Origin of the sequence: Kribbella amoyensis, assembly GCF_007828865.1 — a bacterium.
In the GTDB taxonomy this organism is placed as follows: domain Bacteria; phylum Actinomycetota; class Actinomycetes; order Propionibacteriales; family Kribbellaceae; genus Kribbella; species Kribbella amoyensis.
This window is the reverse complement of sequence record NZ_VIVK01000001.1, coordinates 5,987,364-5,999,947: the sequence shown is the minus strand read 5'-3', so window position 1 is coordinate 5,999,947 and position 12,584 is coordinate 5,987,364. Positions and strand designations below refer to the sequence as shown.

The following is a 12,584-nucleotide window of genomic DNA, read 5'->3' as shown; positions in this document are numbered from 1 at the left end:
GCTGATCCTGCTGACCCGTGGTTTCCCACGCCCCCTGAGTGGTCCGGCCGTCAACGGTCCTCCCGCAGGTCCCGGCCGATCGCCTCGGCAGCGGCGCGCACCATGGTGACCAGGTCGGCACGGTGCCGCAGCCGGCTGTCGCAGATCCGTTCGATCCGGCCGGTCAGCCCGACCGCCCCGACCACCAGTCCACCCAGCCCGCGGATCGGCGCCGCGATCCCCGCCAGTTCCACGGTGTGCTCCTCGAACTCCCCGGCCCACCCCTTCGTCCGGACCGCGGCCAGCTCTTCGGCCAGCCGGGCCGGATCCACGATCGTCCTGGTCGTGAACGCTTCCAGTCTGCGCGGTTTCGCGGCTCCGCTGGTATCGAAAGCCAGCACGGCTTTGCCGAGCGCGCACGCGTGCGGCGGCAACGTGGTCCCGACGTCCAGGTTCTGGTCGCTGTCGTCGGGGCGGAACACGTGGTGCACGACCACGACCTTGCCCTCGACCAGCCGGCCCACCCGGACCACCTCGCCGCTGCGGGACGCGAGCGAGTCGGCCCAGTTGATCGCCCGGCTGCGCAGCTCGTTCGGATCCAGGTACGTCTCACCGAGCCGGCCGAAGGCGTCGCTCAGGTGGTAATGCGCCCCGCTGTGGTCCTGCTCGACGAACCCGACCTGGTGCAACGTGCGCAGGATCCCGTGCACGGTCGGCTTCGGCAGGCCGAGAGCGTTGCCCAGATCGGCGACCCCGAGGCCGTTCTGGGCAGCGGCGAGCAGACGCAGCACTGCGGCAGCTCGCTCGATCGACTGGACGCTGCCCGGCACACCGGCAGGCTACCGGTCAATGCCGGTTTGGGGACCCTCTCACCAGGTTGCGGTTGGGCCAAGCGGACGCTGCGCAGCCACGGCATCACTCCCTGACGCTTCCCGCGCCGGGCCGGTTCATTCGGTGGAGATCGCCCGGAGGACGTCGAGGCGGGCCGCGCGGCGGGACGGCCAGATGGCGGCGAGTACGCCGACGGCCGCGGCGACCAGGACCGCGAGCAGCAGCTGGAGCACCGGGATGTCGAGGACAGCGAGACCGTCGTCGGACATCACCTTCTGCACCATCGAGCCGAACAGCACCCCGATCACCAGGCCGAGCAGCGCCCCGAGCACCGCGATCGCGATCGACTCCACCTGGAGCATCCGGCGCAGCTGCGGCCCGTCCATCCCGATCGCGCGGAGCAGCCCGATCTCCCGGGTCCGCTCGACCACGCCCAGCGCCAGCGTGTTGACGATGCCGAGCAGCGCGATCAGGATCGCCAGTCCGAGCAACGCGCCGACGACGCCGAGGATCGCGTTGATCGGCGCGCGTTCGCCCGCGGCGTACGCCTGCTGGTCGCGGACGAGCAACGACGGGTAGTCCGTCAGCCGGTCGAGCACGGCCTGCCGGACCTGGCCGAGATCGGTGCCTTCGGCAACGTCGACGTACAGGGTCCGGTCGGTGCCGGGGCCACCGATCTCGGCGAAGGTGCCGAGGGAGACCAGGACGGCGTCCACCTGCCGGTTCGTCGCGATCACGGCGCCGACCGGCAGCGACCGGGTGCCGCTGGTGGTGGTCAGCTCGAGCTTGCCGCCGACGGACAGCTTGAGCTCGTTGGCCAGGTTGCGGGGGACGACCACCTCGCCCTGGCCGAGGCGGTCGACGCTGCCCTCGTCGACGGCGACCGTGATCGGGCCCTTCAGCGTGTCGTCCGAGACCCCGGACACGGCGACCGGGGTCTTGCCGGCCCTGGCCGGGAGCTGGCGGATCCGGTGCACGCCCGCGATGCCCGGGACGGCGGCGATCCGGTCGCCGACCTGGGGGCTGAAGCCGCCGCCGCCCTCGTTCACGACGACGAACTCGGCGGTCCCGATCGCGTCCGAGATGCCCTTGTCCACCGAGGCTTTCGCCGACGCCGCGATCACCACGAGCCCGCTGACCAGCGCGAGCGAGATCATCAGCGCCGAGGCGGTGGCCGAGGTCCGGCGGGGATTGCGCTCGGCGTTGCGCCGGCCCAGCGTCACCGGGGCCCTCCGGCCGAACGGGGCCATCAGCCAGCGGACGGCGTACCGGCTGATCAAGGGGCTGATCAGGACGATCCCGAGCAGGGTGAGCGCCGCTCCGAACGCGAGCAGGACGGTCCCGGGAAGTCCGCGGGCCGCCAAGGCGATGGCGATCAGCATGAGCGCCATCAGCAGCAGGAAGCCGCCGAGGACGAGCCGGACCACGAGGGACCGTTCGGGGACGGTGTGGTCCTCGCGCATCGCGGCGACCGGTGGGAGCTTGCCCGCCCGCCGAGCCGCCGGGTACGCCGCGGCCAGGGTGATGCCGATGCCGAGGACGTAGCTCGCGATGACGGTGGCCGCGCCGATCTGCAGGTTCGCGGACGGGATGGCGAGGTCGAGGGTCTGGTAGAAGAGCTGGATACCGCCGGCGACCGCGATCCCGAGGACGAGGCCGGCCGTCGAGCCGACGGCGCCGATCACCACGGCCTCGGCGAGCACGGTCCCGGTGACCTGGGACCGGGAGGCGCCGATCGCGCGGAGCATGGCCAGCTCGCGGGACCTTTGCGCGACCACCATCGCGAACGTGTTGACGATCAGGAACGCGCCGACGAACAAGGCCAGCGCGGCGAAGAGGATCAGGACGGTGCTGAAGCCGCCGAAGACGTCGTCGAGCGCGTTCTTCCCGTCGGCGGAGACCTGGGCCGCGGTCCGCACGGTGTACGGGCCGGAGCCCAGCTCGTTCGCGACCGCCTGACGGACCGCCTCGTGGTCCTGGCCGGGCTGCACCGAGACGGCGATCGACGTCCAGCCGGCCTTGCCGAGGAGCAGGAGCTGGGCGCTCGCCGGATCGAAGGCGACCAGCGGTGCCCCCGCGGCCTCGCCGGCCAGGGCCGGTGTGGTGATCGCGGTCAGGGTCGCCGTCACCGACTTGGCCGGGGTGACGATCTTGACCTCCTGGCCGAGCTCGTACCCCTCCCGGCGCGCGGTGGTCTGGTCGAGCGAGACCTGACCCTGACCCCACGGCGGCTTGCCCTGGACGACCGTGAACGGTGCGCCGGCCTGGTCGTGCGGCCAGCTCGCCGCGTACGCCTGCAGGCCGTAGTTCTCGATCGGCTTGCCGTCCTTGCCGAGGATCTCGATGCCCGGCAGCAGCAGCTGGGCGTCCGCGCTCGCCACCCCGGGCACCGTGGCGATCCGGTGCGCGATGTCACTGGTCAGGGTTGCTGTGCGGCCGTCCTCGGTACCCGGGTCGTTCGGGCCGGGCGCGGTGGTCACAGTGAGGTCGGCGGTACTGCCGGCGAAGTTCTTCTTCAGGGCCGCGGAGAGCGTGTCGGTGAAGATCATCGCGCCGCTGACGAACCCGATCCCGAGCAGGACGGCGACCGTGCACAGCACGAACCGCAGCCGGTGGGCCAGCACCGAGCGGAGGCCCAGCTTGAGCATCAGGCAGTCCCGTCCAGCTGCTTCATCAGCTCCAGCACGGACTCGGCGGTCGGGTCGACCAGCTCGGACCGGACCCGCCCATCGGCGAGGAACAGCACCCGGTCCGCGTAGGCCGCGGCGGTCGGGTCGTGGGTCACCATCACCACGGTCTGGCCGAACTCGCGGACCGAGCGATGCAGGAAGCCGAGCACGTCCGCGGACGCCTTGGAGTCGAGGTTGCCGGTCGGCTCGTCGGCGAACACCACGTCCGGCCGGGAGACCAGGGCCCGTGCACACGCGACCCGCTGCTGCTGCCCGCCGGACAGCTCGGCCGGCTTGTGCCGGAGCCGGTCCGCCAGGCCGACGGTCGCGATCACGGTGTCGAGCCAGGCCTGGTCCGGCTTGCGGCCGGCCAGGTCGAGGGGGAGGGTGATGTTCTCCAGCGCGGTCAGGGTCGGGACCAGGTTGAACGCCTGGAAGACGAAGCCGATCCGGTCCCGGCGCAGATGCGTCAGCGACCGCTCGTCCAGCCGGGTGAGATCGGTGTCGCCGAGCAGTACCTGGCCGCCGGTCGGCCGGTCCAGGCCGGCCAGGCAGTGCAGCAGCGTCGACTTCCCGGACCCGGAGGGGCCCATCACCGCGGTGAACCGGCCGCGGCCGAGCTCGACGTCGACGCCGGCGAGCGCGTCGATCCGGGTCTCGCCGCTGCCGTAACTGCGGACCAGTCCGAGGGTCCTGATCGCCACCGCCTGGTCGACGAGTATCGGGCCGGCCTGGTCGCCGGGCACTGGTTCCGCGGTCATGGGCTGAACGCTATCCGCCCCAAGGTGCGCCGACCCCGCCGAGGTCCAGTCCACGTCCCGGCCGGTTCAGGACCGGCCGGGTCCCTGCAGGCGCTGATGCTCAGGCGTCGATGACGACCGGGATGACGACCGGGCGGCGGTGCCAGTGCCGGTGGGTCCAGTGGCCGACCGCGCGACCGACCAGCTGCTCCAGCTGGACCGCGTCGCCGATCGCCTCGGACGCCGCCTTGCGCAGCGCGTCCTCGATGACCGGAACGAGCGGCTTGAAGGTGGTGTCGTCGTGGACGAACCCGCGGGCCAGAAAGTCCGGCGGCTCGGCCAGCTTGCCGGTGTGCGCGTCGACGATCAGGACGACGGTGACGACGCCCTCCTGGCCGAGCGTGCGCCGGTCCTTGAGGTTCGCCTCGGTGACGCCGCCGACCGTCATCGCGTCGACGTACACGTACCCCGCGTCGACCTTGCCGGTGATCTTCGCCCGGCCCTTGTGCAGGTCGACCACGACGCCGTCCTCGGCGATGATCGCCCGGTCCGCCGGCAGGCCGGTGTTGATCGCGAGGGCCGCGTTCGCCTTGAGGTGCCGGAACTCGCCGTGCACCGGCATCACGTTGCGCGGCTTGACCAGGTTGTAGCAGTACACCAGCTCGCCGGCGCTGGCGTGGCCGGAGACGTGCACCTTGGCGTTGCCCTTGTGGACGACGTTCGCGCCCCAGCGGATCAGGCCGTTGATCACCGCGTAGATCGCGTTCTCGTTGCCCGGGATCAGCGAGCTGGCCATCAGGACCGTGTCGCCCTCGCCGATCCGGATCATGTGGTCGCGGTTCGCCATCCGGGACAGCGCGGCCATCGGCTCGCCCTGGGACCCGGTGCAGACCAGCGTGACCTTGTGGTCCGGCAGCTGCTCGAGCTCCTTGAGGTCGACGATCAGCCCCTTCGGCACGCTCAGGTACCCCAGGTCGCGGGCGATGCCCATGTTGCGCACCATCGAGCGGCCGACGAAGGCCACCTTCCGGCCGCCCGCCTTGGCCGCGTCCAGCACCTGCTGGATCCGGTGCACGTGGCTGGCGAAGCTGGACACGATGATGCGGCCGGGCGCGGTCCGGAAGACGGCCTCGATGGCCGGGCCGAGGTCCTTCTCCGCGGTGGTGAACCCGGGCACGTCGGCGTTCGTCGAGTCGGTCAGGAACAGGTCCACGCCCTCCTCGCCGAGCCGGGCGAACCCGCGCAGGTCGGTGAGCCGGCGGTCCAGCGGGAACTGGTCCATCTTGAAGTCGCCGGTGTGCAGGGCCAGGCCCGCCCGGGTCCGGATCGCGACCGCGAGGCCGTCCGGGATCGAGTGGTTGACGGCGAGGAACTCCAGGTCGAACGGGCCGGCCTTGCGCCGGTCGCCCTCCTTGACCTCGACGGTCTGCGGCTTGAGCCGGTGTTCCTTGAGCTTGGAGGTGATGAACGCGAGCGTCAGCTTGGAGCCGATCAGCGGGATGTCGCCGCGCTCCTTCAGCAGGTACGGCACGCCGCCGATGTGGTCCTCGTGGCCGTGCGTCAGCACGATCGCCTCGACCTGGTCGAGCCGGTCCCGGATCCAGCTGAAGTCGGGCAGGATCACGTCGACGCCGGGCTGGTGCTCCTCGGGGAACAGCACGCCACAGTCCACCACCAGCAGCTTGCCGCGGTGCTCGAACACGGTCATGTTGCGGCCGATCTCGCCGAGACCGCCGAGCGCCACCACCCGCAGGGCGTCGTCGGGAAGGCGGGGCGGCTGACCGAGCTCAGGATGCGGATGACTCATAGGGCGGACGTTATCCGAGACAACCGGTTGGGTTCCGCATCGACCTGGCTCCACGCGGTGTGACCGATCCCTCAACGCCGCGTCGCCACATCTCGCCCACCCCTGTGATCAGCCGTCGACGCCGACCAGATCGACCCCGGCGGACTCGTGCGCGACCTCTTCGACGGAGCGGGTCGGCAGCGGCGGGGGAGTACCGCCCCAGGCCGGGCAGATCGCCTTGTGGTCGCACCAGTCGCAGAGCGGACCGGGGCTGGGCCGCCAGTCGCCGGACTCCAGCGCGCGGGTGATCGCCGTCCAGAGCGCCGAGATCTTCCGCTCGCAGGCGCGCAGGTCGGCCTCGTCCGGCACGTACCGGACGATCTCGCCGTTGCCGAGGTAGACCAGCTGCAGCATCGCCGGGACGACGCCCCGCAGCCGCCACAGCACCAGCGCGTAGAACTTCATCTGGAACAGCGCCTTCGCCTCGAAGAACTCCGACGGCGAGCGCCCGGTCTTGTAGTCGACCACCCGGATCTCGCCGGTCGGCGCCACGTCCAGCCGGTCGACGTACCCGCGCAGGACCAGGCCGGAGTCGAGTGCGGTCTCGACGTACAGCTCGCGCTCGGCCGGCTCCAGCGCGTTCGGGTCCTCGAGGGTGAAGTACTTGCCGAGCAACTGGTGGGCCTCGGCGAGCCACTTGGCCAGCTCCGCGCCGTCGGCGTCCTCGGCGAACAACTCGGCGACCTCGGGCTCGTCGGCGAGCAGCTGCTGCCACTGCGGCTCCAACATCCGGGCGGCCTCGTCGAGCGTGCGCTGCCCGCGCGGCAGGTCGTACAGCCGCTCCAGCACGGCGTGCACGACGGTGCCGCGGACGGCGGCCGACGACGGCTTCTCGGGCAGCCGGTCGATCACGCGGAACCTGTACTTGAGCGGGCAGCTCATGAAATCGGCCGCACGGGACGGCGACAGCGCCCCCTGCGGGTGACGGTGCACGTCGGGCTCGGCTGCAACGCTCATGTCCGAAACCCTAGGGGAGACCGCCGACACTTCGCTCGACCGCCACCCGGACCTGTGGACAACGCCGGTTCCCAGCTCACAGCGAACTCCCAGCGGACTTTCGGGGAACCATCGGCCGGGCTCGACACGCTGGACACACCAGCAATGACAAGGAGAGCGCCATGGCAGTCCCGCACGAGCACGACCTCGGCCTGGAGTACGACCTCGCCACCCTCCGCCGGCGGAACGTCCTGCGTCTCTTCGCGGGCGCGGGCCTGGTCGCCCTGGCCGGCTGCGCGGCGGACGACGCGACCTCGGGGAGTACGGCCGGCACCTCGCCGACCACCTCCGGTACGCCGACCACGTCCGGTACCCCGAGTACCGGGGCCGTCTCGTGTGTCGAGGAGATCCCCGAGGAGACGGCCGGGCCGTACCCGGGCGACGGGTCGAACGGTCCCAACGTCCTGACCGAGTCCGGCATCGTCCGGAGCGACCTGACCAAGTCGTTCGGATCCGCGAGCGGCGTCGCCGAGGGTGTCCCGCTCACGGTCGAGCTCGTCGTCCAGGACGCCGCCAGGTGCACCCCGTTGGAAGGCGCCGCGGTCTATCTGTGGCACTGCGACGCCAAGGGCCGGTACTCGCTGTACGACGACGAGATCGCGTCCGAGAACTACCTGCGCGGCGTCCAGGCGGCGGACGCGGACGGCAAGGTCACGTTCACCTCGATCTACCCGGCGGCGTACAGCGGGCGGTGGCCGCACATCCACTTCGAGGTGTACTCGTCGCTGTCCGAGGCGACCGCGGCCGGCAAGATCAGCGCGACCTCCCAGCTCGCGTTCCCGGCCGAGCCGTGCCAGGCCGTCTACGCGACCAGCGGGTACGACGGGAGTACCGAGAACCTCGCCCGGACCTCGCTGACCAGCGACATGGTGTTCGGCGACGACGGCGGTACCCGTCAGCTCGCGACCGTCACGGGGAGTGTCGAGCAGGGCTACTCGGCCCGGCTCACCGTGGCCGTGTAGCGCGGAGTTACCACGGGACCGATAGCGTTGGCCTCGATGTCAGAGTCGCGCGATCCGCACAGCCCAGCCCAGCCCGCCGGCCCACCGCCCGGCACCTGGGTACTCGGTCGTGTCCGGGGAATCCAGTTGACCATGCGGTTCACGTGGCTACCGGTGGCGGTGCTGCTGGCGATCGGGTTCTCCACGATCATCGCCCAGCAGTTCCCGTACCTGGCCGGTGGCTGGCGGTACTTCGCGTCGTTCGCGTTCGTCGTCGCGTTCACCGTGTCGGTGCTGCTGCACGAGCTCGCGCACGCGTTGATGGCGCTGAAGTTCAAGATCTCGGTCACGGAGATCAACCTCGGCTTCTTCGCGGCCGGCACCCACATCGAGGGGGAGCGCAAGTCGCCGCTGGAGGAGTTCGCGGTCTCGGTCGTCGGGCCGATCGCGTCGCTCCTGGTCGGCGGCCTGGCGTACGCCGGCTCGCGGGCGCTGGACGAGGGCGTCACCTACGCCGTGGTCCTGCAGCTCGCGATCGCGAACCTGATCGTCGGCGTGACCAACCTGCTGCCCGGCCTGCCGCTGGACGGTGGCTGGGTGCTGCGGGCCGTGGTCTGGAAGTTCAGCGGCAACATGCACACCGGCACCATCGCGGCCGCCTGGGCCGGCCGGCTGATCGCGATCGCCGTGCTCGCCGCGCCGGTGCTGCTGGAGGAGTTCTTCGACCGGCAACCGACGGTCATCGACTTCGTCATCGCGCTCGCCGTCGGCTTCTTCCTCTGGATGGGCTCCACCGCCTCGCTGATGCAGGCCCGGCTGAAGCGCAAGCTGCCGGCCCTGCAGGTCCGGACGCTGGCCCGCCGGGCGATCGCCGTGCACGCCACCACCCCGGTCTCCGAGGCCGTCCGGCTGGCCGCCGAGGCACACGCCGGCGCCGTCGTGGTGATCGACGGCGAAGGCAAGCCGCACGCCCTGGTCAAGGAGTCCGCCGTCACCTCGATCGCGCCGAACCAGCGGCCGTGGACCAACGTCGGCGAGGTGGCCACCCGGATCGGCGCCGGCCACATCATCGGGGTCAACGACACCGGCGAGGAGATCCTCTCCACACTCCGCGAGAACCCGTCCTCGGAGTACCTCGTCCTCGACCAGCAGGGCAAGGTGTACGGCGTCCTCGCGACCGCCGACATCGAGCGCGCCTTCCGGGCCCGCTGACGCCGGACCGGCCGCCCGCTCGGCCCGTACTCCGCGCGCACGGAACTGTCGGTGCGAACAAGTAGGGTGAGCGGTCTTATGGGCGATGTACGTGAGTTTCCTGATCAGGCGTTCTCCGGGGTCCACCACGGGCCGTTGCAGCCGGGCGAGTGGATCACGCTGTCCGACTCCAAGGGGCGCCGGCACTCGGTGCTGCTGGAGCGCGGCAAGATCTTCCACACCACCAAGGGCGGGATCGCCCACGACGACCTGATCGACGGTCCCGACGCCGTCACCATCAAGTCCAAGGGCGGCGTCGAGTACCTCGCGCTGCGGCCGCTGATGGCCGACTACTCGGTCTCGATGCCGCGCGGTGCCGCGGTGATCTACCCGAAGGACACCGCCCAGATCGTCACCATGGCCGACGTCTTCCCGGGCGCCAAGGTGGTCGAGGCGGGGGCCGGGTCGGGTGCGTTGACGACGGCGCTGCTGCGGGCGGTCGGGATCCACGGCGAGGTGGTCTCGTTCGAGCGGCGGGAGGACTTCGCCGAGGTCGCCCGGAAGAACGTCACCGGCTTCTTCGGCGGCGAGCACCCGGCCTGGCGGCTCGAGGTCGGCGACCTGGTCGAGAAGCTGGCCGAGACCGACGTGGACCGCATCATCCTCGACATGCTGGCGCCGTGGGAGTGCGTGGACGCGGCCGCCGAGGCGTTGTCGCCGGGCGGTGTGTTCTGCGCGTACGTGGCGACCACGACCCAGCTGAGCCGGGTGGTGGAGACGTTGCGGGCGCACGGCGAGTTCACCGAGCCGCGGGCCTGGGAGTCGCTGATCCGGGACTGGCACGTCGAAGGTCTGGCGGTCCGGCCGGGCCACCGGATGCAGGGCCACACCGCGTTCCTGGTGACGGCGCGCCGGATGGCTCCGGGCTTCCGGGCACCGCTGAAGAAACGCCGTCCGGCGCCCGGGGCGTACGGCGACGACTATTCCGGCCCGCGCCGGTCCGAAACAGCCGGAGACACGCCTTCGGCAAGCACCCCATCCGCAACCGACACGTGATGGGATTCAGCTTGCCCGGCGAGGTTTTCTGGGTAAGGTCCATAGGGTCGAGCCCCACATGGTGAGGTGATGATCGTGGCTGGAGACGAGAGTCCTACCGCGGCAGAGCTGCGCAACCAGGTCCGGTACCTGGAAGCCGAGGTCGCAGCGCTGCGGCGTCGATTGCTGGAGCATCCGGCGGACAGCCGGTCGCTCGAGAGCAGGCTGTCCGAAACCCAAGCGTCCTTGGCGAGCGTGACCGCGCAGAACGAACGACTGGCGGAGACGTTGCGCGAGGCCCGAGAGAAGATCATCGCCCTCAAGGAAGAGGTCGACCGGCTGGCCCAACCGCCGTCCGGATTCGGGACCTTCCTGGGCCGCAACGAGGACGACACGCTGGACGTGTTCACCGGGGGCCGCAAGCTCCGGGTCGCTGCGAGCCCCTCGGTCGACCTGGACGGGCTGCGGCTCGGCCAGGAACTGATGCTGAACGAGGCGCTGAACGTCGTCGAGGCCTGCGAGTTCGAGGTCGTCGGTGACGTGGTGATGCTGAAGGAGCTGCTGGCCGACGGCGAGCGGGCACTGGTCATCGCGCAGGCCGACGAGGAACGGGTCGTCCGGCTCGCCTCGCCGCTGCTCGACGTGCCGCTGCGCGCCGGCGACTCGCTGCTGCTGGAGCCCCGCTCCGGCTATGTCTACGAGAAGATCCCGAAGTCCGAGGTCGAGGAGCTGATCCTCGAAGAGGTGCCGGACATCGACTACACCCATATCGGTGGTCTGGGCGGCCAGATCGACCAGATCCGGGACGCGGTCGAGCTGCCGTACCTGCACAAGGACCTGTTCCTGGAGCACGAGCTCAAGCCGCCGAAGGGTGTGCTGCTCTACGGCCCGCCCGGCTGCGGCAAGACGCTGATCGCGAAAGCGGTGGCGAACTCGCTGGCCAAGAAGGTCGCGGAGAAGACCGGGGTGGAGGGGCAGAAATCCTTCTTCCTCAACATCAAGGGCCCGGAGCTGCTGAACAAGTACGTCGGCGAGACCGAGCGGCACATCCGGCTGGTCTTCCAGCGGGCCCGTGAGAAGGCCTCCGAGGGCATGCCGGTGATCGTGTTCTTCGACGAGATGGACTCGCTGTTCCGGACCCGTGGCTCGGGCGTGTCCTCCGATGTGGAGAACACGATCGTGCCGCAGCTGCTGAGCGAGATCGACGGCGTCGAGGGCCTGGAGAACGTCATCGTGATCGGCGCCTCCAACCGCGAGGACATGATCGACCCGGCGATCCTGCGGCCGGGCCGGCTGGACGTGAAGATCAAGATCGAGCGGCCGGACGCCGAGGCGGCCCGGGACATCTTCTCGAAGTACCTGACCACCACGCTGCCGTTGCACACCGACGACCTGCACGAGTTCGGTGGCGACACCCGCGAGTGCGTCAACGCGATGATCCAGCGCGTGGTCGAGCGGATGTACACCGAGGCCGACGAGAACCGCTTCCTCGAGGTCACCTACGCCAACGGTGACAAGGAGGTCCTGTACTTCAAGGACTTCAACTCGGGCGCGATGATCCAGAACATCGTCGACCGGGCGAAGAAGATGGCGATCAAGGCGTTCCTGGACGACAACCAGAAGGGCCTGCGGGTGCAGCACCTGCTGCAGGCCTGCGTGGACGAGTTCAAGGAGAACGAGGACCTGCCGAACACCACCAACCCGGACGACTGGGCCCGGATCTCCGGCAAGAAGGGCGAGCGGATCGTCTACATCCGGACGCTCATCTCCGGCAAGCAGGGCACCGAGCCGGGCCGGTCGATCGACACGGCCACGAACACCGGTCAGTACCTGTAACCAGCCCGTCGACTGCCCCGGATCCCCTGTGGATCCGGGGCAGTTCGCTGTCCGCGGTGGGACGGCGGGCCGGCTGTCGGGGGCCGGAGCGGGAGGGGCCGGGGTTTCCCCTGATAGTCCCGGAGCCGCGGAGGTCGTAGCGTCTCGGTTATGGCGACGGACGAGATGCGCAAGGACCTCGGGGCGGCGATCGCGGCCCGGCAGGAGCTGGGGGCGGACTACGAACCCGAGATCATCGACGGGTTCCTGGAGAAGCTGGACGCCCGCGCCGCCGCCCGGTACGGGCAGCCGGTGAACGCGCCGCTCCCGGCCGCGCAGCCGCAGCAGCCGCCGGGCAAGCCGGACGGCGACCCCGGTGGTCTCGCGCTCGCGATCGTCTCCGTCGTGGCCGGCATCCCGATCACCGCGATCGCCGCGAACATGGAGGGCACGATCGCCGTCATCATCTGCTGGGGCGGCCTGGTCGGGGTCAACCTGGCCCGCTCGATCAGCCGGTTCATGGGCCGCTGACGCCCGGCTG

10 protein-coding genes are annotated in these 12,584 nt (G+C 70.5%); 5 read left to right on the top strand and 5 right to left on the bottom strand.

From position 1 onward, the window contains the following. Window positions 1–50: 50 nt before the first annotated feature. The 5 genes from FB561_RS28035 to FB561_RS28015 all read right to left on the bottom strand — a co-directional run bounded on the left by FB561_RS28035 (window position 51) and on the right by FB561_RS28015 (window position 7,022). Entirely contained in the window at window positions 51–809 is a 759-nt protein-coding gene (locus FB561_RS28035; RefSeq protein WP_145811804.1) for an IclR family transcriptional regulator, read from the bottom strand. A gap of 117 nt (window positions 810–926) precedes the next feature. Continuing rightward, the gene (locus tag FB561_RS28030; RefSeq protein WP_145811802.1) at window positions 927–3,458 is read right to left on the bottom strand and encodes an ABC transporter permease; all 2,532 of its coding nucleotides are present in this window, start codon (window positions 3,456–3,458) and stop codon (window positions 927–929) included. Further along, the gene (locus FB561_RS28025) at window positions 3,458–4,240 is read right to left on the bottom strand and encodes an ABC transporter ATP-binding protein (RefSeq protein ID WP_145811800.1); all 783 of its coding nucleotides are present in this window, start codon (window positions 4,238–4,240) and stop codon (window positions 3,458–3,460) included. Before FB561_RS28025 ends, FB561_RS28030 begins: the two co-directional genes overlap by 1 nt. Window positions 4,241–4,340: 100 nt before the next feature. Next, a complete protein-coding gene (locus FB561_RS28020; protein ID WP_145811798.1) occupies window positions 4,341–6,026 on the bottom strand; it encodes a ribonuclease J in 1,686 nt (561 codons plus the stop codon). A gap of 108 nt (window positions 6,027–6,134) precedes the next feature. Next, the gene (locus tag FB561_RS28015; RefSeq protein WP_145811796.1) at window positions 6,135–7,022 is read right to left on the bottom strand and encodes a RecB family exonuclease; all 888 of its coding nucleotides are present in this window, start codon (window positions 7,020–7,022) and stop codon (window positions 6,135–6,137) included. A 161-nt stretch (window positions 7,023–7,183) separates the two neighbouring features. Between FB561_RS28015 and FB561_RS28010 the strand changes: the two genes are divergently transcribed. The 5 genes from FB561_RS28010 to FB561_RS27990 all read left to right on the top strand — a co-directional run bounded on the left by FB561_RS28010 (window position 7,184) and on the right by FB561_RS27990 (window position 12,574). After that, window positions 7,184–8,023 carry an intradiol ring-cleavage dioxygenase gene (locus FB561_RS28010; protein ID WP_145811794.1) on the top strand — a complete coding sequence of 280 codons (840 nt, stop codon included), beginning with the start codon at window positions 7,184–7,186 and terminating at the stop codon, window positions 8,021–8,023. Between the two features lie 132 nt (window positions 8,024–8,155). Then, a complete protein-coding gene (locus tag FB561_RS28005; protein WP_145811791.1) occupies window positions 8,156–9,214 on the top strand; it encodes a site-2 protease family protein in 1,059 nt (352 codons plus the stop codon). A 78-nt stretch (window positions 9,215–9,292) separates the two neighbouring features. Next, entirely contained in the window at window positions 9,293–10,249 is a 957-nt protein-coding gene (locus FB561_RS28000; RefSeq protein ID WP_145811788.1) for a tRNA (adenine-N1)-methyltransferase, read from the top strand. Between the two features lie 69 nt (window positions 10,250–10,318). Then, a complete protein-coding gene (gene arc / locus FB561_RS27995; RefSeq protein WP_145811786.1) occupies window positions 10,319–12,064 on the top strand; it encodes a proteasome ATPase in 1,746 nt (581 codons plus the stop codon). A 150-nt stretch (window positions 12,065–12,214) separates the two neighbouring features. Further along, on the top strand, window positions 12,215–12,574 hold the full coding sequence (locus FB561_RS27990; protein ID WP_145811784.1) for a hypothetical protein: 360 nt from the start codon (window positions 12,215–12,217) through the stop codon (window positions 12,572–12,574). Window positions 12,575–12,584: the final 10 nt, after the last annotated feature.

Coding starts and splice junctions, on each gene's coding strand:
- FB561_RS28030 (WP_145811802.1), bottom strand. CDS start 3,458: ATGCTCAAGCTGGGCCTCCGCTCGGTGCTGGCCCACCGGCTGCGGTTC.
- FB561_RS28025 (WP_145811800.1), bottom strand. CDS start 4,240: ATGACCGCGGAACCAGTGCCCGGCGACCAGGCCGGCCCGATACTCGTC.
- FB561_RS28020 (WP_145811798.1), bottom strand. CDS start 6,026: ATGAGTCATCCGCATCCTGAGCTCGGTCAGCCGCCCCGCCTTCCCGAC.
- FB561_RS28015 (WP_145811796.1), bottom strand. CDS start 7,022: ATGAGCGTTGCAGCCGAGCCCGACGTGCACCGTCACCCGCAGGGGGCG.
- FB561_RS28010 (WP_145811794.1), top strand. CDS start 7,184: ATGGCAGTCCCGCACGAGCACGACCTCGGCCTGGAGTACGACCTCGCC.
- FB561_RS28005 (WP_145811791.1), top strand. CDS start 8,156: ATGCGGTTCACGTGGCTACCGGTGGCGGTGCTGCTGGCGATCGGGTTC.
- FB561_RS28000 (WP_145811788.1), top strand. CDS start 9,293: ATGGGCGATGTACGTGAGTTTCCTGATCAGGCGTTCTCCGGGGTCCAC.
- arc (WP_145811786.1), top strand. CDS start 10,319: ATGATCGTGGCTGGAGACGAGAGTCCTACCGCGGCAGAGCTGCGCAAC.
- FB561_RS27990 (WP_145811784.1), top strand. CDS start 12,215: ATGGCGACGGACGAGATGCGCAAGGACCTCGGGGCGGCGATCGCGGCC.